We start from the raw sequence: 23,929 nt of genomic DNA, 5'->3' as shown, positions 1-23,929 counted from the left end.
GACACCTGAATGAGAACATCAGATTATTCCTGACCTTTCGGAAGACATTTCTGAAAAGATTATCCCGGATGAGCATTGTTTGCAAACATTACGAGAGTGATCAAAACAACCATTGCAAACAAGCCTGCCGCATAGACTACATGTATTCAGATAGGATACAGAACCACATATAGCACAAATACCCACTCTATCCATTAAAGAATAGTCATGTCATTCTAAATAAAAAACCGTCGGTCACGTATAAAAGAGAAAGAAAGAACAGACATGATGATATCTGCTCCGAAATGTTTGTAATACCAAAAATATTCAAAAGGCACTATTCTATAATAGCACCTTTGTTTGCAGAACTGACAAATTTCCTGTATCTTGCGAGATAACCGGTAACCTTCTTTTCCAATGGTACAAAGGTCTTCCTGCGTTCTGCAAGCTCTTCTTCAGATACTTTCAGATCAAGCTTTCTTGCAGGAATGTCTATCTCTATTATGTCGCCTTCTTTTACAAGACCAATTGGACCACCTTCCTGTGCTTCAGGAGAGATGTGACCGATACATGGACCCCTGGTTCCACCGGAGAAACGACCGTCTGTAACAAGAGCAACCTTGTCGATAAGCCCCATACCTGCGATCGCAGAAGTTGGAGAGAGCATCTCACGCATTCCAGGACCACCTTTTGGACCTTCATAACGTATAACCACAACATCTCCGGCAACGATCTTCTTTGCAAGGATGGCAGCCATTGCATCTTCCTCACTGTCAAATACCCTTGCAGGACCACTGTGCTTTAGCATCTTAGGGTCAACTGCTGCCTGTTTGACAACTGATCCGTCAGGTGCAAGACTTCCTTTCAGTATGGCAATTCCACCTTCCTTGTGTATTGGAGATTCCATTGTACCTACAATCCTTGCATTGAGTTTCGGATTTACGATGACCAGATCTTTAAGGTTTTCACCAACGGTCTTGCCATTAACTGTATTTTCATCAAGATTAAGACTAGACTGGAGCCTCGACATAATTGCCTGGACACCGCCTGCCCTCTCAAAGTCAAGCATATAATTTTCTCCGCCTGGTTTGAGAGAGATGAGATGAGGAGTGCTTCTGCTAAGCCTGTCAAAGACATCAAGAGTTAGTTCAAGTCCAAAAGCATGAGCAATTGCAGGTAGATGAAGGGTAGTATTTGTACTGCCGCCAATTGCCATATCTACCATTATGGCATTCTCAAATGATTTTAGCGTGACAACACTACGAGGATTGAGACCTTCGTTGACCATAGAAACAATACGTTCACCGGATTCTTTTGCAAGTCTTATTTTCTTTGCGTCTGCGGCATGGGCAGTACCACACCCAGGCAGACTCATACCAAGTGCCTCTGTCATGCAGGCCATTGTGTTTGCAGTGTACATTCCAGCGCATGAACCGGCACCACTACAGGAGCAATCTTCAAGAAGCTTCAGTTTTTCCTCAGATACCCGCTCTGACTGGCATTCTCCGACCCCTTCAAATACAGAGATCAAGTCTCTTGGCTCGTCGTCAACATAACCAGGGATCATTGGACCGCCGGTAACTACAATAGCAGGGATGTCAAGGCTTCCTGCTGCCATAAGATGACCGGGAGTTATTTTGTCACATGCTGTTATCATAACCATACCATCAAGCTGGTGACCCTGAAGGACAAGCTCTATGGAATCTTCGATTGCCTCACGGCTTGGAAGAGAATACTTCATTCCTTCATGACCCATGGCAATTCCGTCACAGATACCAATGGTATGGAATTCAAATGGGACACCGCCGGCACTTCTGATACCTGCCTTTACAGCCTCTGCAACCTTGTCAAGGTGAATGTGACCAGGGATAAGCTCATTCCTGGAGTTCACAACTGCAATGAACGGCTTTTTCATTTCAGAATCTGTTACACCGGTTGCCTTCAAAAGAGAACGGTGAGGCGCACGTTCGAGTCCTTTCTTTGTCTTGTCACTTCTCATTGGAAAAACCTCGTGTGCTGCATTTGCAGCATGCTTACAACTAATATAGGTAATGGAAAAAGGAATATATAAGAAGTATGTGCCACGCAAGATATTCCAATACATTGGAAATGCATTTAGGTAAATTCAATAACAAACACTACACCCCATATTGTCAATAATACCAGAGCATAACAATCCACATTTTGCACGCATTTCCCGAATATTACATATTCCTACGAGTAGGAACTATTTTCAGGAAATACTGAACAATCGTATTTGTATGATTTGTTATGACAAGTTATAATGAGACATGTATGAAAATTAACCGTCGAAGAATCCAGTATGGATACAGAGAATGCACCATAAATTAATCATCTATTCAAACTAATCCGGTTCTGTCGATAATGCTCATGTCATAATTAACGCTAAAAACCTGACATAACAGATGGAATTCAACAACAAAAGAAGTAATTGAAAAGTAATTTGCTATATCAATTTCGCCCATACCGTCTGATTAAATAGTCTTTAAGGCATATACGCAAACATAGTAAACACTGATTGTACACAGTGCATATCATTTCAAAAAACGATATCAATCGTGCATTTCGGATGTCATCTCACTACAACAAGTACAACACAAAATACACTATGAGATATATATAATAAATAAGCAATTATTAAAAGTAAATACTATAGCATATATGATTAACTAAAACAGGCCAGTAAAAACAAGAAGAGAAGCATGAAAGCAGTAATAATTGACGGATACGTAGACGAACCAGCGTGTTTCGGAGTGCCACCTTACATATCCCCTTACATAAGGTACATAGCAGGCGCTTTAAGAGAAAAAGGACTACAGGAAGAGAACATATCTTATTTTACAATTGACAGTCTGCGCAAAGATATCACAGAGGCACCAAGACTCATAAATCGAGCAGACATAGTCATAGTTCTTGCTGGTATGACTGTCCCTGGAAAATACCTGCGTTCAACACCTATCAACATAGGAGAAATAGAAAGTATATTCAGTGCCACCAACGGGACAAAAATACTTGGAGGACCCATTCGACTTGGATTCTCCCTGGAAGGTGGAAAAAAAGCTGAATGTGATATTATAAGCAACACCGATGCATGCATTTCCAGTAAAGACATCGAAGCTTTTGTATTTGATACCACGGGAGACAATGCACAGTCACCTGACGACTATAATCATAGGTTCAGATCCATTGAAGAAATAGGAAGATGGAGTACAAAAGGCAGCTTTATTATCAAAAAACATCCGGATTACCCAAACGTGATGTGCGAGATAGAGACTTACAGAGGCTGTGGACGTAAGCAGCACTGTTCATTCTGCACAGAACCATCATACGGAAGTTCAGATTACCGACCTGTTAAAGACGTAGTATCCGAAGTTGCAGAACTCTACAAGCATGGTGCAAGGTTTTTCAGGGTAGGGAGACAGCCCGATATTTTAAGTTATCATGCAAAGGACAAAGGAGGAGAAATACCTGAACCTGACCCACAGGTCATACTTTCCCTGTATAGAGGAATCAGAGATGTTGCGCCAGACCTTAAAGTCCTTCACATGGACAATGCAAATCCGGGAACAATTGCAACCTACCCGGAACTTAGCAGGGAGATTTTCAAAACCATTGTAAAATATCATACATCAGGAGACGTGGCTGCCCTTGGAATGGAAAGTGCGGATCCTGAAGTTGTCAGAGCTAACGGTCTCAAGGCAATGCCTGATGAGATATTTGAAGCTATCAAAATCATAAATGAAGTTGGAAGAGTCCGGGGAGTAAACGGAATGCCTGAACTTCTTCCGGGAATCAATATTGTTCACGGACTTATGGGCGAATCCAAAAAGACATTTGAGCTAAACTTTGAGTTTCTCAAAAAAGTGCTTGATGAAGACTTGCTGCTTCGCAGGATAAATATCCGCCAGGTAATGGCATTTCCGGGCACCCGCATGTACGGGAATGATGAACTTGTAAGAAAACACAAGCAGCTATTTCTGAAATATAAGGAAATGATACGAAAGGACATCGATATGCCAATGCTGAAAAAGATAATTCCTGCAGGCACTGTGTTAAAGGATGTGATGTGCGAAGTAAATAGTGAAAGGATTTGTTTTGGAAGACAAATGGGATCATATCCTCTTCTTGTAGGAATTCCTGCAAACCAGAAACTTGGAGAATACATTGATGTTACAGTAACAAGGCATGGACATCGATCCATTACAGGAGTAACATACCCACTGAATATCAATACCGCCCCCATGTCGCTTATACAGGAACTCCCCGGAATAGGAAAAAAGCAGGCCAGCCTCATTAATAAGGAAGTGCCTTTTAAAGATGCAAACGATTTTGCCGAAAGGACAGGTAAAAAAGAAATACTTCCATACATCAGCTTTTAAAGCTTATTTCAGGAAATTCTTGATAAAATCAGTATCCTTCAATATCCTGAAACTGACAAAACCGCCTACGAAGAGATTCATATAGAAAGTGAAAGCCCTCCAGGCAATAACCGCTATTCCAAGTAATGATGATGGAATAAAAAGGGAAAAAGCAGTTGTTCCTGCAAATTCGGCAACCCCACTTGAACCAGGAGTTGCAGGTATGATAAGCAGAACCATGACAATAACCTGTGCTGCAAAGACAATAAATGGATCGGGATGCTGGTTCAGGCCAAGTAATATCACATACAGCATTGAAAAATCTACAAACCAGAAAGCCATCGTCTGGAATATTCCAATAGCAAGTCCAAGTCTACCTTCATTGAGTAATATCGAAATGCTGTCATGGAAATGTTCAAACTCGGAGTCAACCCTTAAGATTACTTTTTCCAACGCGGAATCCGTTTTCTTTCCAAGAAGAGGAGCCAGTTTTCTTACAATAAGATAAACTACTTTTTTAGTGGGCTCTGGTTTCCATACTGCATACAATGTAAGAAATAGTATGAATATGAGTACAAGTTCTGCAAAGATGAACATAGCATCAAAATAAGAGTCTTTGAGAACACCACGTATGACATAGATAGAAAGAGGTGCTAAAACCAGAATAAATATACCGTCTAGTATCCTTTCCCCAAGAACAACTGCTGTTGCCCTTCCCAGAGGCATATTTTCTTCATGGAGAAGATGTATCCTCAAAGGTTCCCCGCCCAAAGAAGAAGGCGTGATAGATGCTGCCAATGTACTTGATGTAACTATTTCACAAGCCTTCGCATAGCTAATATCAAAACCCAATGCCTTACAAAGAGAACGTGTACGCATACCCCATACAACATAACTAAGAGCATGCACACATGCAGCTGCAAGGATATAACCAGGTTTTATTTGCATGAGTGAAGACAGGGTGTTAGAATCAAAAGTATATATCACAACTATCAAACCTGATACAAGGCTTATTAGTAATGATACCAGAATCCATTTTTCAATTTTGTTCATGACCCCAACCTGCATATATGTGTGTGAATATAATTACATAAACTCACAATAAGATTATAGTTACAATCAAGTAAAATTCACTCACCAAGCATATCTTCTTTTACTTTAGTTCCTTCAGAGATAGACATTTTTGGCCAGATCCTTACGTTAGAGTGAACTGTAACATCATCTCCTATATTGACTTCGGGACCAATCACCGTCCCATTTTCAAGACTACAATTATTACCAACTTTAGTAGCATTGTCTATGGTAGAGCCGGAAACATTGGAATTCCGACCAATACTAATGTCATTGAAAATATAAGATGACAATATCCTTGTATCGTTATTTATCGTACAGTTAGAACCTATAGTAGTGTAGGGACCTATAAGAACATTATCACCAATTGTAGTGTTCCCGCCAATGACCACAGGACCAACAATAGCAGAATTGGAGCCTACAGTCACATTATGACCAAAGGATACCGGACCCTTTATACGGGCATCCAGTGTCCTGAAATGACCTTCTATGGTAGTGCCGGGGAGCGATTCCAGCATCCAGCGCTGTGCCTGCCTGTAAGCTTGAGGACTTCCAACATCAGTCCACCTACCCCTTGCAAGAAGACCATTGATCTTCCTTTTTTTTGCGAGGATATCAGGGAACAGATCCTTTGCAAAATCATATTGTTTTCCTTCGGGAATCCAGTCAAATATTTCCGGATCGCATACATATATGCCCGTACTTGCAAGATTACTGAATATTTCACCAGGACCTGGTTTTTCGAGGAAACGCCTGATCCTGTTGTTTACATCCATATCCGCAATACCGAATTCACGAGGATCATCGATAGATAAGAGGCCGATTGTGACCAGAGCATCAGTCATCTCGTGGAACCTGTACATCTCCCTTAGATTCAGGTTAAGTACATGATCGCCACCAAGAACTATGAAAGGACTATCACGAAGATATTCCTCTGCATTCTTAACGCCTCCGGCAGTTCCCAGTTTTTTATTCTCATATACATAATCGATATGAACTCCGAATATCCTCCCATCCCCCAGCTGTTCTTCAATTTTTTCAGCCATGTACCCAAGAGTGATAACAATATCATTGAAACCTTCCTTTGAAAGGTGCTCTATAAGATGTACAACTGACGGCTTGTTAAGAATAGGAATACTTGGTTTTGGCCGGGCAAATGTTAAGGGACGAAGCCTTGTCCCCTCACCACCACACATAATACAGGCTTTCATATTTTGTATGAGTGCATTTTTTACATATATTTCTAGCGGAGTATGAAACTAAAGAGAATATGGAGATAATTAAAGAACAGTTACGTCACCACTGTTATCGACCACAACCTCAAGTTCACCTTCGTATTCAGATACCGTTCCAAATATCAGCACCCGGTCATTTACATTAACCATTGAATCGACATCTTTGGAACCGCTGGCTGACGGTATAAAAACTTTAACGATACCTGAACCAGAATCTACATCCATTAGCAGATGGTCACCTGAATAAGTAAAGCGTTTTGTAAGAATATCACCTTCAAGCCTTACATCATCCCCTGGAAGGGAAGATGAACTAAAGGATTTAATATCATCTGCAGGGTTTCCAGAATAAAAAAAAGTATATGCAATGGCCAGAGAAAAAAGGGCCATGCATAGAAGAATAACTACAATCTTTTCTTCTTTTTCCATACTCAGACCATATCAGGCAGCTTCAGGATTGTTTATAGAAACAAGTTCTATGTCAAAGACAAGAGTTTTACCGGCAAGGCGACTATTAAAATCAACTGTCACATTCGTTTCATTGATATCCACGATAAGACCCGGATAACCCTGAACATATATTGTTTCCCCTACAACAGGAGTCATATTTGCTGCTTCAAAGTCTTCAACTTTGTATGCTATAAAACGATCATCCCTTACCTCACCGTAAGCCTCATCGGGCGGAATTGTAACAGTCTTATTTTCACCAACTTTCATACCAATGACAGCATTATCGAAACCTTCTATCATTTGACCGTAGCCTGCCACAAATGATAATGGTTTGTATTCCCTAGCAGAATTGTAAATTCCATTCATCTGAGCAACATCTGCAATCGAAGTGTCGAATACAGTTCCATTTTCAAGCATACCTGTGTAATTTACAGAAACATTATCTCCTATTTGCACTACCCGGGAGTTATCAGAATTACCAGACTCTGTACAGCCACTAACCAGCAGCATACATGTCAAAAGTAAAAAAAAGAATATTTTTTTCACATTATCACCAATTTAGTCAATTAATACATTTCATAACACTAGAAGCAGACGTCATTACCCACATCAAGAATTATTTCGACGGATATACAAGAGTAGAAGTTTTGCTATATAAGGCTACTGAAAAAAATTGATTTAACTATTTTGCTGTTAGTTAGTGTATTTAGGATTGTAAATTGTTAAGAAAAGATTAATATATAAAACATTACAATAATTATTGTGCAATTGTTGCCAGTAATACAACTCATAAATCAATCCACCGGTGAACCTGATGCGACAAAGACCTACATCTAAAAAGTTTATTTCACACACAAATGCTCAAATTGGAATTGGCACCCTTATCATATTTATTGCAATGGTCCTCGTTGCAGCTGTTGCCGCGGCAGTGATGATAACAACTTCCGGAGTTTTACAACAGGAAGCACAGCATACAGGAAAAGAAGCAACTAAAGAAGTCTCATCGAACCTTATGATACAGAAAGTAGAAGGGTTCAGATCAAAGAATAGGTCTACAGATATGGCAAATACTGTAGATCTTCTAAAAATAACCCTTGGATTGAGAGCTGCAAGCGAACCTGTTGATCTTTCAGCCGTTGTGATAAGTATTACAGATGGATACCGGACAAATAACGTGATCTATGCAGGGAACAAGAATAGCCTTGCCCCACGTGCGGACTTTGATGGGAATATGTCAGGTTTCAGTTCGGACAGTGATGTAAACCTTTTCAAACTCGTGACTGAAAACACCACTATAGGAAATGCAGAAATAAATGTAACCTATACAAATGCAAAATACTATTTTACAGTTGACACCATTAGAGACGAAGATGAATCATTCTCACAGAACTCCCCGGTTATTACAACAGGAGATTTTGTCGTAATTTATGTAGCCACGACATCACCTACTTCAGCCAGTACAGGATACACAACACTGAATGGAATGAATGCCACATCATCACTGCAATCTTCGGGCCTCACACTTGAACCACGTGCCACTATTAACATGGCAATAACACCAGAAGCAGGTGCGTCAACAAATGCAGACTTCATCCTCCCTACAACATTTGGAAGCTACGAAGCAGTGCAACTCTATCCATGACGAGAGATACTTTTTCGGAGCAGAAGTTTGAAAATAGTGTGATATACGGACGGGCTTATACTCCAAAACCGTATAAGCCACTTGAGCCTTTTTTTAGACCTCTTCGGAGAGGAGCCTTGCAAGGAGCAGCTAGCCTAAAAATTACAAGAAAATTATCAAGAAGCTCATGAGATGAATGCATGACGATGAGCAACTTAAATGGATAAGAGAAACTTAAACTCAACAGGTCTTGGTCTTACCCTACAACCTTCTGATCTACTCACACAGGGCGAATTTGACAGCCTCTTAGATGCATGTGACCATTCCAGGGATTTGAGCTACCATAGCTGCTATGCCAGACTCAGCTATGCGCGTAAGTACTCTTGCGCCTGCGAGATAAGAAATCGTAGATTTCAACCAATATGAAGGAAATAATCTACATCACCAAATTCTTTGGCCCTGCCTATGATTCAAATCTCCTAGCCATACCAATCTTGTAAAATCCTTGCCGAACTACGAGAGATAAAAGGAACATTAAAAGCCCAACCCCATAAAGTTGATGTTATGGCAGCGTTGCTAAATCATATCTTTTTGACATACAGCAAGGTGCGAATCCTACGGATTAAAACACAACAAATCATAACACTAAAAAAAGCACGCTATTAAAAATATTTTAGTGGACTGGTCGGGAATTGAACCCGAGGCCTCTACCATGCCAAGGTAGCGATCTTCCCCTGATCTACCAGCCCGGAATATCATGTGTTAGAACACATTATCTCTCATAAAGCTAACGCTATAAAATTACAACGAACAGACTCATTCTAAAAAAATTCTTTTGATTTTTCGATTCCGAGCGAAACGTTAAAGTATTTGGATGCGTATTTGGAGTGTCGCGTGATGAAGGCGACACACGAAACACAGGCAAATTGGGCCCGTAGCTTAGCTAGGTGGAGCGCACGGCTGATAACCGTGAGGCCCTGAGTTCGAATCTCAGCGGGCCCACCAATCAAACCTGTAACCTTTTTTGATTAGCTTTTAGATGCTAATACTATATGAGTTATAATCATAATCGTTAATTTAGTAATTCAGCTTATTATCCACACTACCCACACATTCTTCAGCCATTTCTTTTCATAACTACGTCAGATATTTTGATTCTGAATATCTTATTGCCGATAATATATCATCAAAAATAGATGTTATAGACTTACTATTTTAATATAAAAAATATTAATATATAATAACTACTTATAATAGTGGTGAGTGTAAACAATCTTTCAGGATACAGGCAGGATCAAAACACACTATACCAAAATTCCAAAAACATACACGCCTGTAAGAAAAATCCTGAAAGTACGAATCCGAACAAAACGAAATGATTCATATAATCGGTGATTTACAATGAGAGAGAAAAAACCAAGTGGCATGAGTGAAAAAGAGTACGAGATTGTAGAATTGCTCAGAAAATTAGATATAAACAGACCTGTAGCCCTTACTCTTGCCTGCCTCTCCAGTGGAGACGAAATAACCTCCCGTGAAATAGAAAAGAATTCCAACCTCAGACAGCCTGAAGTCAGTATTGCAATGAGATACCTTAAAGACAATAATTGGGTGGACATTCGGGAAGAAAAGAAAACAGAAGGAAAAGGCAGACCGGTAAAACTGTACAGACTTGTCACGCCACTGGAAGATATTGTGCAGAGCATTGAGCAGAGAGTTCTCCTTGAAAGCAGATCCGTACTCAATAATATTGAAAAGCTGAAAAGACTCGCATAATCTTTTGATTTAAACATATTTGCTGCTTTATGCAGCAAAAACTATTTTTTACAGATAGAGCATATCATCAATTATTAATTTGCTTCTATCGAAGATTTTAAGTTAATAAGGTAGTGTATCATCGTTGTTACGCTAATTTGCAATTGTATAATGGAGTTAATCTTTTGAGCACTATAAGTGAGAAAATCTTTAGCCGTGCATCCGGTAAGAATGCGAAAGCAAATGACTTTGTAATCGCAGATGTGGATTTTGCCATGGCACATGACGGCACAAGCGTCCTTGCAGTAAAATCATTCAAGGAAATGGAAGAAGAAAAAGTGTGGAACCCGGATAAGATAATTATTCCTTTTGACCACCTGACACCTGCAAATACAGACATCACTGCTGCACTTCACCATGAGATCCGCGAATGGATTAAAGAGCAGAAGATAAGTAATTTCTACGACGTTGGAGAGGGAATATGCCACCAGTTACTCCCTGAGAATGGATTTGCCCTCCCCGGTAAACTTGTAGTGGGCGCAGATTCGCATTCATGTACATATGGCGCATTCGGAGCTTTTGGAACCGGCGTCGGTGCCACAGATATGTCAGAGATATTTGCTTCAGGAAAACTCTGGTTCAAGGTCCCTGAAAGCATAAAGATAACAGCTGACGGCAATTTCAAGGAAGGTGTTTATGCAAAGGACCTCATACTTAAGATAATAGGCACACTAGGTGTTGCAGGTGCAACCTACAAAGCTGCTGAATTCTATGGAACTGCAATTGATTCCATGTCCATGTCAGGCCGTATGACACTCAGTAATATGGCTATTGAAATGGGTGGAAAAGCAGGAATAGTGCCACCGGATAAAACAACATTTGATTTCCTTGATGGTATCGCAGCGGAAGAATATGAACCAGTTTATGCGGACGCAGATGCCACATACTCAAGTGAATACACCTTTGATGTGAATGAGCTTGAGCCACAGATCGCATCTCCGCATCAGGTCGACAATGTTCATGACATATCTGACATCAAGCCGACAAAACTTGACCAGGCATTCATAGGCACCTGTACAAACGGAAGGCTGGAAGACCTTGAGGTCGCCGCATCCATACTTAAAGGGGAAAAGGTTGCCATACGCACACTTATTGTACCTGCGTCCCGCAATGTGTTGATAGAAGCTGTCAGAAAAGGCATAGTTGAGACACTGCTGGAAGCAGGAGCTGTTATTGGCTCACCAGGATGCGGACCATGCCTTGGAGGTCATATGGGAGTTATTGGTAAAGGAGAGACCTGTATTTCCACAGCTAACAGGAACTTCAAGGGAAGAATGGGTGTAGGAGGCTTCATTTACCTGGCATCCCCGGCAACTGCTGCGGCATCTGCCCTTACCGGTGAGATTACTGATCCGCGCGAAATCTGATATCTTATTAACGCGTAAATTAAGAGTGGAGTTAGCAAAATGGAACTTGATAAGGCAAAACTTGAGCACCTGATGGGACACTGGATAGAACATAATGACAGCCATAGTAAAAGTTTCAACGAATGGGCTGAGAAAATCGAAGCTGCAGGATATGCATATATAGCTGAAGATGTCAGAAATGCTGCTAAGAAAATGGATGAATGTTCTGTTTTGCTTGAAAAAGCCAGACAGAAGCTTGAATAAGCAGGATGTGTTAATGACAGGTAAATTTCTCACTTTCTTCACAAGCATTATAATGGTGGTATGTATTTTGTGCCTTAGTGGAACTGCAAGTGCCTCCACCAGTGTAAGCGTACTTCCATCAGTTGAAACTGTAGCTCCGGGAGAGGAGTTCGCACTGAACATATACGTCAAACCTGACACCCAGGTTGCAGGTATCCAGTTTGATCTGGAATTTGACAGTTCACTTGTAACTATCAAAAGTATTGAAGAAGGGGATTTTTTCTCAAGTACAGGCTCTCCTGTGATGTTCAACCCCGGAACTTTCGATAACGACGGGGGAACTGCAACTCAGATCTATGGAACTCTTATTATGGGAGATGGAACATCAGAAGAAGGCACATTCTGTAGTATAGCAATGAAAGCTTCCGAAGAAACTGGAACCTCTCAAATCAGAATTGAAAATATAGTCGTTGGAGATGACAAAGGTGATGAGCTGGATGCAGTCACCTATGATGCAATGGTAAGCATCAGCGATGAAATCGATACTACTAACAAAGACAACGGCGATGGTACTGATTTGAAGATTGTTGTCAGACAGGATGAAAATACAGACTCACCAGCCAATGAACAAATTACTCCTGCTGCTGAAGAGGAAACCACACTTCAGAGTGTACAGGATACCACAGACAATACAGATGCGCAGGAAACGGCGTCTGCTCCTGAGACGACAAGCAGCACCTCAAATATCAGTATACTTGCAGTTGCAGCAATAGCATTTTTGGCTCTGGCATATGTCCTTGACAGAAAAAGAAAGTAAGTTCGCAAAAATAAGTAAAGAAAGGGAAATAAGTCCCTTTTAGCTTTTTTTAAGCTGGTTGCGTTTAAAGTAAAAGCTCTGAACTTATCTTCCAAGTTCAGCATGGGCTTTTGCAAGATGACCTGCGGCCTGTGCACCTACAAGTGATATCTCACCTGCCAGCACAGCAGAAGCAATAATCTCTGCAAGCTTTTTAGCGTTAGAACCCGGAGGAGTGCCTGACCCATTAGCACCAAGAAGTCTCAGGCATTCATGCTGAGGTCCAAGATTAGTGCCGCCTCCTACAGTACCTATGGCCATTGCAGGGAGAGTTACTGAACAGTAAATATCGCCATATTTTGTCAGTTCCATGGTTGTTATGGCACTGCTGCCTTCTACCACATGAGCCGGATCCTGTCCACATGCAATATACATTGCAGCTATGATGTTTGCAGCATGAGCATTATAACCCAGAGAACCTGCACGTGCAGAACCAAGAAGGTTCTTGCGGTAATTTACCTCTACCATGATCTCGGGTTTGCATTTCAGACGTTTCTCAACAAGTTCCGCAGGTATTGTCACATCTGCAACAACAGTCTTTCCCCTTCCAAGAATATTGTTTATTGCCGCAGGTTTCTTGTCAACACACATATTTCCCGAAAGTGAGATTGGAATTGCACCGAACTCATCTTCTATCAGACTGAGAACTGCATCTGTGGCAATAGTTACCATATTCATACCCATGGCATCTTTCGTGTCATAGGAAAAACGGGCATATACCGAATTACCGGTCACAAATGGCTTTACATCCACTAACTCACCAAAGCGAGTTGTTTCAGATGCCTTTGCTTTCATTCGAGTTAAAACCTCAGGGTCCTGTAGCCAATCTGCAAATTCCTTTGCCCTGATAACATTCTCCAGCCTGAACACCGGAGCACGGGTCATAACATCCTGGAACACCCTGACATTTGCACCACCGGAAATGGTAATGACAGAACATCCCCTGTTCACACTGGCAATCAGTGCACCTTCAGTGGTTGCAAGAGGCAGGTGGAACTCATCATTAGCAAATTCCCCGTTCACTTTAAGAGGACCTGCTACACCCAGAGGCACCTGGATAACGCCTATCATGTTCTCTACATTCTTTTTTGTTGCATTCTCAACATCAATTGAGAAATTCTGTATATGATCAAAATTAAATCCTGATACTTCCTCAAGAGCAAATCTTCTGATCATAACAGCCGTTTCCTTGTCAGTAAGGCTGTCAAGCTTATGATAAGAAATCTCGCCGGAAATTACTCCTGCAAGTAACTCTTTTTTTTCCCTGTTCAAATCCATTCTTGATGTCATATATAAACTCCAGTGAATTAAACAAACAGCATCCCATTACGTTTTTTATAAATGTGAACTTGGCATCAATAATACAAATAGTTCACGCCCTGTACTTTTCGGCATCTGATGAAGATTTAAGTCCCAAGTTCCCAAGAAATAAAATTAAATACGTGATTTTTTATATTAGGATAACATAATAAACGATATTCTAAAAAGTAAGGATAATAATCAATAAGTCCTATCATTAAAGGACTTACTCATTAACAGAATATGTTTGGGATATGACTATTAGAAATTGATCAGAGAGATATAAAGAGTGGTAATATGACAGATGCCGATCCATCAGAAAGAGTGAATTCCGGTATTTCCGGACTGGATGAAATGTTACGTGGAGGATTCTTTAAAGGAACTGCAAATGTCGTATCAGGTGATTCTGGTACAGGTAAAACGATATTTGGAACACAGTTCATTGTAGAGGGAGCAAAGAATGGTGAAAAGGTAATGTGTATCATCACCTCTGAAGAATCAAAATCTATTGTAAAAGAAATGAAAACATCTTTTGGATGGAATCTTGAAGAATATGTTGAACAAGGTCTTTTGACCTTTGTAGACATCACCGATCCAAGTCTTCGCCTCCAGAAGAGTGTTGAAATAGCTCCATCTGAGCTTATTAAAAGCTTTAAGAAACTTGTTGAAAGCAAGATAGAAGATATACAGCCAACACGTATCTTCATAGACTCCGTGGAAGCACTGTTCCTGGCAATTGAGTCAAATTACAAACTCAGAACACTCATTGACGACGTGTTTAGCGTTTTCCGTAAACACAATGTTACCTCTGTAATAACTGTAGGTTCAATGTTCGGGCTTGATGAAATGGTAGAATACGGTGCAGATTCTGTTATAAAACTTGGACGTATTATGGCAGGAAATAACCTTCAGCGTTCTATCTACGTCATGAAGATGAGGGGATCAGGCACCATTAATGAAGTCCGTGTACTCAGTATCTCAGACAGTGGCATGTCAGTGCTTGCCCAGTCACCATACCTTGAATAAGTGGCATTTGCATTTTTGCCACTTTTTATCTGTTCTTTTGTAGATTTCAACTAAATATTTGCATTTATCTAATAGTCTAATACAGCCTGTTGACTCGATAAAAGTATTTTAGTTAGGAAACTAAAAATATCAGCAATCAGATGATATACCAGTCGTTATCATTTACACTAGTATTTTCTTCTTCTTCTTCTTCTGAGCTTTTTGATTCGGAACAATCCTGAGATAACTCTTTTCCCATAGATGCTGCAATTGCATCTGAGAAATCCTGAAGATAGCTTGTCTGGTTAAGACTACCGTAAATGAATGTCTTGCCTGGCTGAACATGTGAGTTAATGGTTTCTTCTTTAGGAACAATGGTCACTTCAACACCGGATATCTCAACCGCAAGTTCCATTGCCTTTCTGAAGTCACCTATACAATAAGCGATCCGATGCTTGTAGTTGTCCCGGGTCTTCTCAAGATACTCTGCCAGTCTCTGGCTTTCCATCTTGATAAAATCCCTTTTTATTTTGGCAACATTGCATTTACCGAGCATGAACTGATAATCCATGAAAGGATATTCAGTGTCAAGCTCACGCGGAGTTATGCCGCATGTCCCGAATACCACAACATGTACTTTTTCAGGATCCAGCGTCCCGAATATCACTTTATCGAATATCTTGTGAGAAGGACTTTCATGATAAGGCTTCTTTTTTGCACAGGGAACAAATATGCAAAAGTCCCTTACCGGTGGTTTATACTCGGTTAGTATCCACTCATTGGCACGTATCATATCAGGATGATATATTATTTCATCAGTATCCAGTGGAAGACTGGAACGTTCATCTTCAGGTATTATTGTCAAGCAGAGAGAAAATCTGGCAAACTATATATATAATTGACGCAATCTCTATTCGGTTTTGTGCAAACTGTACAACAGTACCGACACAGTGTTTAGAATAAAAATTACAAATAGATGAGGAAAAACATGGCAAGTTCTATACCTGAAATGCTGAGAGCAGAATGTAAATGCGAAGATATGGCAAAGTGTGTTCTCGGTCTGAAAGAGCTTGACATCAGCACCTACAAAGCACTTCTGGAAAACGGCCCCATGACCGCAGAAAAACTCGGGGAACTTCTTGGTCGTGAGCGTAGTACGGCATATCGTTCACTACAAAACCTGATATCAGCCGGTCTTGTTTACAGGGAAACAAAGTCCATATCCATTGGCGGATACTACTATGAATATGTGGGAATCGAACCTGTTGTTGTAAAAGAGATGATCCGCAAGAACATAGACCAATGGTACAAGAAAATGAATGACCTTATCGAGAATTTCGATAAGGAACTGCTTTCCTGATTCTGCCAGGATATTTTAAACCACAGTTAGAAGATATACTTGAGTTTTTACTTTAATTTAAGAGTTAATAACTATATAATATCAGAACATATGTAACTGTTACACATTGTGTTATGTATTGAAGTTGAACACAAACTTGCAATTAATATTCTCTTGCGGTGCGGAATCATGAGAGATGCAGATAAAAGCAAAGAGCAGTTAATTCAAGAACTACAAGAACTTAGAGATAAGTACGAGGGCACTTTTGATGAACATGGGTCCTCATATGGCACTAGAAATGAGAGAATAAATAATAATCTCATTGAAAGTGAAGAGAATTACAGGCAGGTGGTCTCATCTATATCAAGCATCATCTGGAAAGCAGATGTTGATAAAGGTGAATTTACAAATGTATACATATCCCCGGTTGCCGATGATATTCTTGGACTTGAAGCCGGCACGATTTACAATAACTGGGAGACATTTCTTTCTTTTATCCATCCTGATGACGCTGCTACTATATATGGAAAGATAATAAACGGCATCAAGAATAATATTTTAAAAATAAATGTTGAATTCAGGGCTAAAAAAGCAGATGAAACAAAACTATGGTTCTATTGCACCTGCTCCATATTAAAAAACAATGGCACAGCACAGATTTTTGGAAATGCCGTTGACATCACTGAGCACAAAAGAATAGAACAGGAATTGAAGAATAAGAGAAATGAGCTTACCCAGATAGTAAACAATTTCCCTGTTCCTATGTTCGTTATAAACAAGGAACATGAAGTCACCTATTGGAATAAAGCATGTGAAAAGGCGACTGCCATATCCGCCGAAACAATGATCGGTACTAAAGACCCATGGCTGGCATTCTACCCAAAAAAAAGGCAAGTCATGGCTGACATGATCGTCGACAACAACATCGAAAGTATCATGGATTTCTATGAGGAAAAAAACCTTAAAAACTCATTCATTGAGAAAGGATATGAAGCTGAAGATTTCTTTCCGCTTTTGAGCAAATGGTTATATTTCACCGCTGCCCCCCTTAAAGATATAGAAGGAAACACGATCGGAGCTATTGAGACTTTACAGGATAAAACCATCGAAAAGCAAGCAGAGGATGCACTGATAGCTGCCAAGATGCTTGCAGAGAACGCCTCGCGCACAAAAAGTGAGTTCCTGTCCAATGTGAGCCATGAACTCAGGACACCCCTTAGTCTTATTTTAGGATATTCTGACCTGTTGCTTGAAGAAAATAAATTAATGGACGAACAACAGGTGAAGTTTGCAGGGATAATAAAATCGGGTGGTTCAATGCTTCTCGAGATGATAAATTCCCTGATATACATTGCAGAGATCGAAGATGGTAAAATGGAACTAGAGATAAGTGATTTCTCCCTGCCTGATATGGTCTATGACATCCAGAAGGTTGCAAGATCCATAGCAATTAAAAAGAACATAAAACTTGATTTTACACTTGATCCCGACATAAGGACGATCTATGCCGATAAATCCAAACTGAAGATCACATTCCATCATTTGATTACAAATGCTATTAAATTCACACCAGAGCATGGGAGGATATGGGTCGATATAAGGCATAATCATGGAAATGCCTTATTTATTGATGTGAAAGATAACGGAATCGGAATATCCGATAATGACAAAGTTAAACTCTTTGATACTTTTGTCCAGGTTGATGGTTCCCCGACCCGCAGATATGGAGGTAGCGGACTTGGCCTTGCCCTTGTGAAGAAACTGGTAGAGATCCACAAAGGAAGCATCTGGCTTGAAAGTGAACCTGGAAAGGGCAGCACTTTCCATCTGGTAATTCCTGCACAGAATGAGATAATAAAACGAACTAATGCGTTACTACATCCGACGGTAATCTGAAAGAAAATGTACTACCCTTACCTAGCTCACTTTCTACAAAAACATCTCCGCCATGCATTTCAACAAACCTTTTTACAAGTGAGAGACCAAGGCCTGTTCCGTCATATTTCCTTGAGATGGTGGAATCGATCTGCTGGAACGGCATGAAAAGTTTCTCAATATTATCCGGTGAAATACCAATGCCATTATCCACTACTGAAAATTCAGCCATACCACCATTAAGACATGCTTTCAATGTTACATGACCACTATCATGAGTAAACTTTACAGCATTGCTTGCAAGATTGAACAGTATCTGCTTAAAACGAATTTTATCGGCTGTAAGAGATAATGTTTCCGGATCAATGGAAGTATGGAGTTTGATAGCTTTTTTTCTTGCAAATGGAGAAACTATGTTAAGGACATTGCCAAATATCTCATCCACATAGAAATCCTCATAATGTAATTCCATTTTCCCCGATTCTATCTTTGAAATGTCAAGAATATCATTGATAAGCTTTAACAAATGTTTTCCACTGTGGGATATATGACCAAGAGACCTTTTCTGCTGCGCATTGAGATCACCATATGATTCTTCCAGCAAAAGATCAGAATAACCGATAACAGCATTTAATGGTGTACGCAGCTCATGACTCATGGTTGCAAGGAATTCACTCTTTGTTCTGTTAGCCTCTTCGGCCATGATCTTGGAATTGATAATAGCCTCTTCAGCAGCTTTACTTTCAGAAATATCCTGGAAATTTTCAAGGATGAACTGATTTCCTTCAATAAGTATTCTTTTTGAGTTTTTAAGAATTGGAGTCTTGGTACCATTCTTGCATTTTATGGCGGTATCCATTCCCTGAAAACCTTCAAGACCATCCACCCATATAGGACATTTTTTAGATAATGAACCTTTAGGACAGACAATATCACATAGTTGCCCTATTAATTCCTCTCTTTTATAACCTGTAATCTCACAGGTTCGATGGTTCACTTCTTCAATAATGTAATCCTTCCCGATGATAAGAGTGCCACCTGGCATATTTTCATAAAGTATCTTAAAGCGCTCTTCTATTTCCTTAAGAGTTTTCTCTGCCTTTTTACGTTCACTTATGTCATCAAGATAAAGAATAACCTTACTTTCGGCATCAAGATGTACATAAGTAGTAGATGCAATAAAACTCCTGCTGGAAACAGTGCCATCTGCCAAAAGAATATCCATATTTCCTTCAAGATGATGATGATCTTTGCCTGTCCTGAAAGTATCGACCACAATATTACGGATGTTGCACAGTGAACATTCAGAGGTCTTGCCACATCCATTGCCACGAACAGAGTTCACACATAAGAGTACCTCTCCGCCAAGTATACCCGGTACTGATCCCGGATCACGTCCTACAAGATCTGAACCTGCCTTGTTTATCTTTTCAATACGAAAATCTTTCCCGATAATCAGAACAGTATTAGGCGCATACTCAAAGACAGCATTTGTTATCTTTTTGATATCCAAAACGTCAGAGTTTTCACTGGATTTTCCAAGAGGATCATCCCCAGAAACATTAACATTTTCTAAATCCATAATTTATCCCTGTTCAAAGTTATTCCAGATGAATAAAAATCACCATTCATATGAGCCACCAGATTTATGTTCATCTTTTCAGGACAGACCTATACCAAGCAGTCCTATATAATCCTCAAAATGAGAAGACTTTTCTTTTTCAGATACAAACAGCACATAAGTCTTACTATTTTTCATATGTGCTTTAGAAATTATTTTATAAAAACATTGCTATTTTATGCCGATTGTTGACCAAAAATAAAGGTTTGAAGAAAATGAATTTCCAGACATTGTTTGAACAATTAAAAAAATGAGAAAGATCATTATTAATTAGTATTTATTATTATATTAATTGTATAACAACCTCTGGTTTACAATTATCAGTCAACCAGAACATCAATAATTCAAATCATATACTGATCTTCCTGAACATGTAAGAACCCACTATAACCATAAGTATTGTGAACCCTGAGAGGATACCAAAACTTGCAGCAGGATCGATCTGAGATGTTCCAAGCAGGCCGTACCTTATACCTTCTACACCGTATGTAAGAGGATCCAGCAATGTAAGTGACCTTACCCATTCCGGCAGGCTGTCTATTGGGAAAAGAGCGCCTGACAAACCAAATATAGGGAATATCACAAAGTTCATAATAAGCTGGAACCCGTGCATATCATCCATTCTTGAAGCAATGGCAATTCCAAATGCTGTGAATGCCAGCCCAATAAGTGTCATGAAGATTATCGCCACGAAAAATCCTGGAATATTGTTTATCTCCAAACCCATGAAAAGTGAGAGTCCAAGAATGATAAGTCCCTGAATAACGGCTGTTGTAGCTCCTCCTACGGTCTGGCCAAGCATTATTTCAAATCTTGACACAGGTGCCACCAGAGTCTCTTTCAGGAAACCGAACTGTTTGTCCCATATTATCTGTATGCCTGCAAAGACGGATGTGAAAAGAACGCTCATGGAGATGATACCGGGCATGATAAATCCAATGTAACCCTGCTCCATACCAGGCATTACAACAACTGAATTAAGCCCGAAACCAAGCACTAAAAAGAGGAACAATGGCATTCCAAGACTGCCTATGAGCCTGCTTTTTGAACGGATGTAACGCTTTACGCTCCTTAACCATATAGTGTAAACGATATCCATTTTTATCTCCTCCCTGCCTTTCGTATCATTCGCATCTTATCTTTAGAATTGGCTTCTTCTTCCCTGATGGTTCTGCCTGTAAAGTGCAGGAAAACATCTTCAAGTGTTGGTTTGTTAATGGAAAGAGATTTGATTTCAATATTGTTTGCAGATGCAATATTGACTATGTGAGCAACATGTTTTTCAGCATTCTGTATCCCTATGGTTATAGAGGAATCGTGGAGCTCAATGTTTTTGATCTCGGGCATGGATTTTATTGCTGAATAAAGATCATCCCTTTCAGGAGAAATTATAGTGATCACATCACCTCCAATATCATTCTTGAGATTTTCAGAAGTATCAAGGGCAATGATCTTACCTTTGTCAATTATAGCTATTCGATGACAAAGCTTGTCTGCTTCATCCATGTAATGAGTTGTCAGGATTATTGAGATACCTTTTTCCTTGTTCAGTTTGTCAATGTAATCCCATAGGTGGTTCCTTGTCTGCGGGTCAAGGCCAAGGGTCGGCTCATCAAGGAAAAGTACCTGCGGCTCGTGCATGAGACCACGTGCTATCTCAAGACGACGGCGCATACCACCGGAGTATGTTTTCACAAGGTTATCCTTCTTATCGTAAAGCTCCACAAGTTTCAGGAGCTCAGTGATCTTTTTTTGTCTTGTATTTTTAGGAATACGGTAAAGTCTTCCATGGAAATCCATGTTCTCGTAAGCTGTAAGCTCCTCATCCAGACTCTGGTCCTGGAAAACTATCCCTATGGATTTCCTGACATTGTCCTGATTCTTCTGAATGTCAAAACCATTCACTGAAGCTTTTCCCGAACTTGGAGGAAGCATTGTTGAAAGCATGGACATTGTTGTGGTCTTTCCGGCTCCGTTGGGACCGAGCAGACCAAATACCTCACCTTTTTTTATGCTGAAAGACAGGTTATCTACGGCGGTGAAATCACCGAATTTCCGTACCAGGTTTTCAACTTCAATTGCATACATTTTTCATACACCAATACCTTCGAATATGATATCGATCTTTGCTGACATATCCTTTGAAAATGAATAATCGTCCTCCGAATGCAACCAGGTCATAAGGGAATGGAAGTAGACTGCATGGAGTGTCTGTGCTACCAGTTTAGGATCTATGTCAGACTTTATTTCTCCTTTTTGCATGCCTTCAATTGTAAGATCAGCCAGCATGCCAATAAAGAGTTCCTGTTTCTTTTTCCTGTGATCTCCATGCGACAGACTGTGACCTGAAGACATTAAGAGTCTTCTCTGCTCAAAGAACAGCAACCTTAGAAGTTCCCTGTCCTTTTCGTAGTACTCTGCCACATGAATCAGAAAGTTCTCTATCTTTTCCCTTACAGGAATTTCACGGGCCATCTGATCCTGCATTATATTGATAATGAATTCTTCCCTCTGTTCTCTGAAATATGAGAGAAGCGACTCTTTTGTCGGAAAATAATTGAAAAAAGTACCTTTTGCAATACCGGCTTCCTTTGTGATCTCATCAACCGTTGTGCCTTCGAATCCTTTTTCTTTGAACAGGCGGCTTGATGTTTCAAATATCCTGTCCCGGGTTTCTTTTTTCTTTTGTTCTCGCAGAGACATGCAACCTCATTTACGGATATTAAAATGACCGTAGTCATAAATGACCCCAGTCATATTTAAGCGTTGTGAATACCAGAAAGTAGATAAAAGACTTTTCTTAGAATATGTAACTGGAGTGAACAAGATGAATGAACACCCATTGAAAATAATACAGGATAAAGACAACGATTTTTTCAAAATAATTGAAGCAAGTGGGGAGAATGCACTCTCTGAGGGCAGCATACCAATTAAATACAAGTTCCTCATTGCACTGGCACTTGATGCGGACCATGGTGCCGAGAACGGAGTGAAGGTGCTTGCAATGCAGGCTATGGAAGCCGGTGCAACAAAAGAAGAGATAATGGAAGCAGTACGTATTGCAAACTACATAGGGGGTATTGGAAGTGTTTACACCGCGGCTAATGCCCTGAGAGAAATACTATAGACCGAGATTTACAAAAGGAGGAGTTTTTTAATAACCCCTCCTAATTTACTTAACAAATCTTAAACTCACTTTTTTTCAGTTCAGGCGAAGCAAAATTCAATTATTATCATAACTCTGGCGATTTGCTCAGGGATTCAGAACCATGATCCCATAGTTGAGATAAGCTGCGAAGGATACCCAGAGAATGTAAGGTACAAGCAATAATCCCGCAGGTTTTGAGATGCGGTAGAACTGAATAATATTCACAACGATCAAAATCCAGAGTAATATTATTCCTGCAAGCCCCAGTTGCGGTGAACGCAGCCCAAAGAACAGGTAAGACCACAGGAAATTAAAGAATAATTGGACAATGAAGATTGACATTGCTGTTTTTATATACGGAACAGACCTTCCTTTTTGCCAGACAATATAAAGTGAAATTCCCATTAGCAGATAAAGAAGAGTCCAAACAATTGAAAAACTCCAGTTTGGAGGAATAAGGGCAGGTTTTTGAAGATATGCATACCAGGTCGGAATTGCTCTTACGGTGAAAAATCCACCTGATATGCCCGGTATCTGGCAGATGACTATTGAAATTATCAATTGCTTCCAATTTACATTTGAAACATTCATTTTTGAAGCACTCCAACATACAGGTAATATTGAAGAACACTTATAATTATGCATCAAGC

The 23,929-nt window shown here is 40.0% G+C and carries 23 protein-coding genes and 2 tRNA genes; 11 read left to right on the top strand and 14 right to left on the bottom strand.

What is annotated here, in order from left to right; all coding sequences use genetic code 11:
- Positions 1-18 precede the first annotated feature (18 nt).
- Both RE474_RS11315 and ilvD read right to left on the bottom strand, forming a co-directional pair.
- On the bottom strand, positions 19-195 hold the full coding sequence (locus RE474_RS11315) for a hypothetical protein (protein WP_309310471.1): 177 nt from the start codon (positions 193-195) through the stop codon (positions 19-21).
- Positions 196-316: 121 nt separating this feature from the next.
- Positions 317-1,978 (bottom strand): dihydroxy-acid dehydratase, encoded by a 1,662-nt coding sequence (gene ilvD, locus RE474_RS11310; protein ID WP_309310470.1) that lies wholly within the window; start codon positions 1,976-1,978, stop codon positions 317-319.
- A 724-nt stretch (positions 1,979-2,702) separates the two neighbouring features.
- Between ilvD and RE474_RS11305 the strand changes: the two genes are divergently transcribed.
- A complete protein-coding gene (locus RE474_RS11305) occupies positions 2,703-4,379 on the top strand; it encodes a radical SAM protein (protein WP_309310469.1) in 1,677 nt (558 codons plus the stop codon).
- A gap of 3 nt (positions 4,380-4,382) precedes the next feature.
- Here the strand turns inward: RE474_RS11305 and RE474_RS11300 are convergent, their stop codons facing one another.
- The 4 genes from RE474_RS11300 to RE474_RS11285 form a co-directional block, all read right to left on the bottom strand.
- A complete protein-coding gene (locus RE474_RS11300; RefSeq protein WP_309310468.1) occupies positions 4,383-5,411 on the bottom strand; it encodes a lysylphosphatidylglycerol synthase transmembrane domain-containing protein in 1,029 nt (342 codons plus the stop codon).
- A gap of 77 nt (positions 5,412-5,488) precedes the next feature.
- Positions 5,489-6,640, bottom strand: a complete 1,152-nt coding sequence (locus tag RE474_RS11295) for a nucleotidyltransferase family protein (protein ID WP_309310467.1) — start codon at positions 6,638-6,640, stop codon at positions 5,489-5,491.
- Positions 6,641-6,709: 69 nt separating this feature from the next.
- Positions 6,710-7,090, bottom strand: a complete 381-nt coding sequence (locus tag RE474_RS11290) for an OB-fold nucleic acid binding domain-containing protein (protein ID WP_309310466.1) — start codon at positions 7,088-7,090, stop codon at positions 6,710-6,712.
- 12 nt (positions 7,091-7,102) lie between these two features.
- Positions 7,103-7,657, bottom strand: coding sequence for an FKBP-type peptidyl-prolyl cis-trans isomerase (locus RE474_RS11285; protein ID WP_309310465.1), 555 nt, complete (start codon positions 7,655-7,657; stop codon positions 7,103-7,105).
- A 268-nt stretch (positions 7,658-7,925) separates the two neighbouring features.
- Here RE474_RS11285 and RE474_RS11280 point away from each other — a divergent pair, with 268 nt between their 5' ends.
- Positions 7,926-8,753 carry a flagellin gene (locus tag RE474_RS11280; RefSeq protein WP_309310464.1) on the top strand — a complete coding sequence of 276 codons (828 nt, stop codon included), beginning with the start codon at positions 7,926-7,928 and terminating at the stop codon, positions 8,751-8,753.
- 656 nt (positions 8,754-9,409) lie between these two features.
- On the opposite strand, the gene RE474_RS11275 is transcribed toward RE474_RS11280, so the two are convergent.
- Positions 9,410-9,481: transfer RNA gene (locus RE474_RS11275), tRNA-Ala, on the bottom strand.
- Positions 9,482-9,660: 179 nt separating this feature from the next.
- On the opposite strand from RE474_RS11275, the gene RE474_RS11270 reads away from it, so the two are divergent.
- From RE474_RS11270 to RE474_RS11250, 5 genes are all read left to right on the top strand, one after another.
- A tRNA-Ile gene (locus RE474_RS11270) sits at positions 9,661-9,737 on the top strand.
- Positions 9,738-10,133: 396 nt separating this feature from the next.
- Positions 10,134-10,508 (top strand): MreA family transcriptional regulator, encoded by a 375-nt coding sequence (gene mreA, locus RE474_RS11265; RefSeq protein ID WP_309310463.1) that lies wholly within the window; start codon positions 10,134-10,136, stop codon positions 10,506-10,508.
- Between the two features lie 164 nt (positions 10,509-10,672).
- Positions 10,673-11,914: a 3-isopropylmalate dehydratase large subunit gene (locus tag RE474_RS11260; protein ID WP_309310462.1), complete on the top strand. Its 1,242-nt coding sequence runs from the start codon at positions 10,673-10,675 to the stop codon at positions 11,912-11,914.
- 39 nt (positions 11,915-11,953) lie between these two features.
- A complete protein-coding gene (locus RE474_RS11255) occupies positions 11,954-12,157 on the top strand; it encodes a DUF8180 domain-containing protein (protein WP_309310461.1) in 204 nt (67 codons plus the stop codon).
- 13 nt (positions 12,158-12,170) lie between these two features.
- Positions 12,171-12,953, top strand: coding sequence for a cohesin domain-containing protein (locus tag RE474_RS11250; RefSeq protein ID WP_309310460.1), 783 nt, complete (start codon positions 12,171-12,173; stop codon positions 12,951-12,953).
- Positions 12,954-13,037: 84 nt separating this feature from the next.
- On the opposite strand, the gene hmgA is transcribed toward RE474_RS11250, so the two are convergent.
- Entirely contained in the window at positions 13,038-14,282 is a 1,245-nt protein-coding gene (gene hmgA, locus RE474_RS11245; protein ID WP_309310459.1) for a hydroxymethylglutaryl-CoA reductase (NADPH), read from the bottom strand.
- A gap of 306 nt (positions 14,283-14,588) precedes the next feature.
- Between hmgA and RE474_RS11240 the strand changes: the two genes are divergently transcribed.
- Entirely contained in the window at positions 14,589-15,317 is a 729-nt protein-coding gene (locus tag RE474_RS11240; RefSeq protein ID WP_309310458.1) for an RAD55 family ATPase, read from the top strand.
- Positions 15,318-15,453: 136 nt separating this feature from the next.
- On the opposite strand, the gene RE474_RS11235 is transcribed toward RE474_RS11240, so the two are convergent.
- Positions 15,454-16,161, bottom strand: a complete 708-nt coding sequence (locus tag RE474_RS11235; RefSeq protein ID WP_309310457.1) for a DUF5591 domain-containing protein — start codon at positions 16,159-16,161, stop codon at positions 15,454-15,456.
- A 123-nt stretch (positions 16,162-16,284) separates the two neighbouring features.
- On the opposite strand from RE474_RS11235, the gene RE474_RS11230 reads away from it, so the two are divergent.
- Together RE474_RS11230 and RE474_RS11225 are read left to right on the top strand one after the other, a co-directional pair.
- Entirely contained in the window at positions 16,285-16,656 is a 372-nt protein-coding gene (locus tag RE474_RS11230; RefSeq protein ID WP_091709730.1) for a helix-turn-helix domain-containing protein, read from the top strand.
- Positions 16,657-16,824: 168 nt separating this feature from the next.
- The gene (locus RE474_RS11225) at positions 16,825-18,531 is read left to right on the top strand and encodes a sensor histidine kinase (protein WP_309310456.1); all 1,707 of its coding nucleotides are present in this window, start codon (positions 16,825-16,827) and stop codon (positions 18,529-18,531) included.
- Here RE474_RS11225 and RE474_RS11220 read toward each other — a convergent pair.
- From RE474_RS11220 to RE474_RS11205, 4 genes are all read right to left on the bottom strand, one after another.
- Positions 18,500-20,092, bottom strand: coding sequence for a PAS domain-containing sensor histidine kinase (locus tag RE474_RS11220; protein WP_309310455.1), 1,593 nt, complete (start codon positions 20,090-20,092; stop codon positions 18,500-18,502). The genes RE474_RS11225 and RE474_RS11220 overlap by 32 nt on opposite strands.
- Before the next feature lie 388 nt (positions 20,093-20,480).
- The gene (locus RE474_RS11215) at positions 20,481-21,230 is read right to left on the bottom strand and encodes an ABC transporter permease (RefSeq protein WP_309310454.1); all 750 of its coding nucleotides are present in this window, start codon (positions 21,228-21,230) and stop codon (positions 20,481-20,483) included.
- Between the two features lie 2 nt (positions 21,231-21,232).
- On the bottom strand, positions 21,233-22,219 hold the full coding sequence (locus tag RE474_RS11210; RefSeq protein WP_309310453.1) for an ATP-binding cassette domain-containing protein: 987 nt from the start codon (positions 22,217-22,219) through the stop codon (positions 21,233-21,235).
- A 3-nt stretch (positions 22,220-22,222) separates the two neighbouring features.
- On the bottom strand, positions 22,223-22,834 hold the full coding sequence (locus RE474_RS11205; RefSeq protein WP_309310452.1) for a TetR/AcrR family transcriptional regulator: 612 nt from the start codon (positions 22,832-22,834) through the stop codon (positions 22,223-22,225).
- 124 nt (positions 22,835-22,958) lie between these two features.
- Here RE474_RS11205 and RE474_RS11200 point away from each other — a divergent pair, with 124 nt between their 5' ends.
- Positions 22,959-23,258 carry a carboxymuconolactone decarboxylase family protein gene (locus RE474_RS11200; RefSeq protein ID WP_309310451.1) on the top strand — a complete coding sequence of 100 codons (300 nt, stop codon included), beginning with the start codon at positions 22,959-22,961 and terminating at the stop codon, positions 23,256-23,258.
- 126 nt (positions 23,259-23,384) lie between these two features.
- On the opposite strand, the gene RE474_RS11195 is transcribed toward RE474_RS11200, so the two are convergent.
- The gene (locus tag RE474_RS11195) at positions 23,385-23,870 is read right to left on the bottom strand and encodes a TspO/MBR family protein (protein ID WP_309310450.1); all 486 of its coding nucleotides are present in this window, start codon (positions 23,868-23,870) and stop codon (positions 23,385-23,387) included.
- Between the last annotated feature and the right edge of the window lie 59 nt (positions 23,871-23,929).

It is taken from the genome of Methanolobus sediminis, from assembly GCF_031312595.1.
In the GTDB taxonomy this organism is placed as follows: domain Archaea; phylum Halobacteriota; class Methanosarcinia; order Methanosarcinales; family Methanosarcinaceae; genus Methanolobus; species Methanolobus sediminis.
This window is presented reverse-complemented; position numbering and strand designations above follow the sequence as displayed.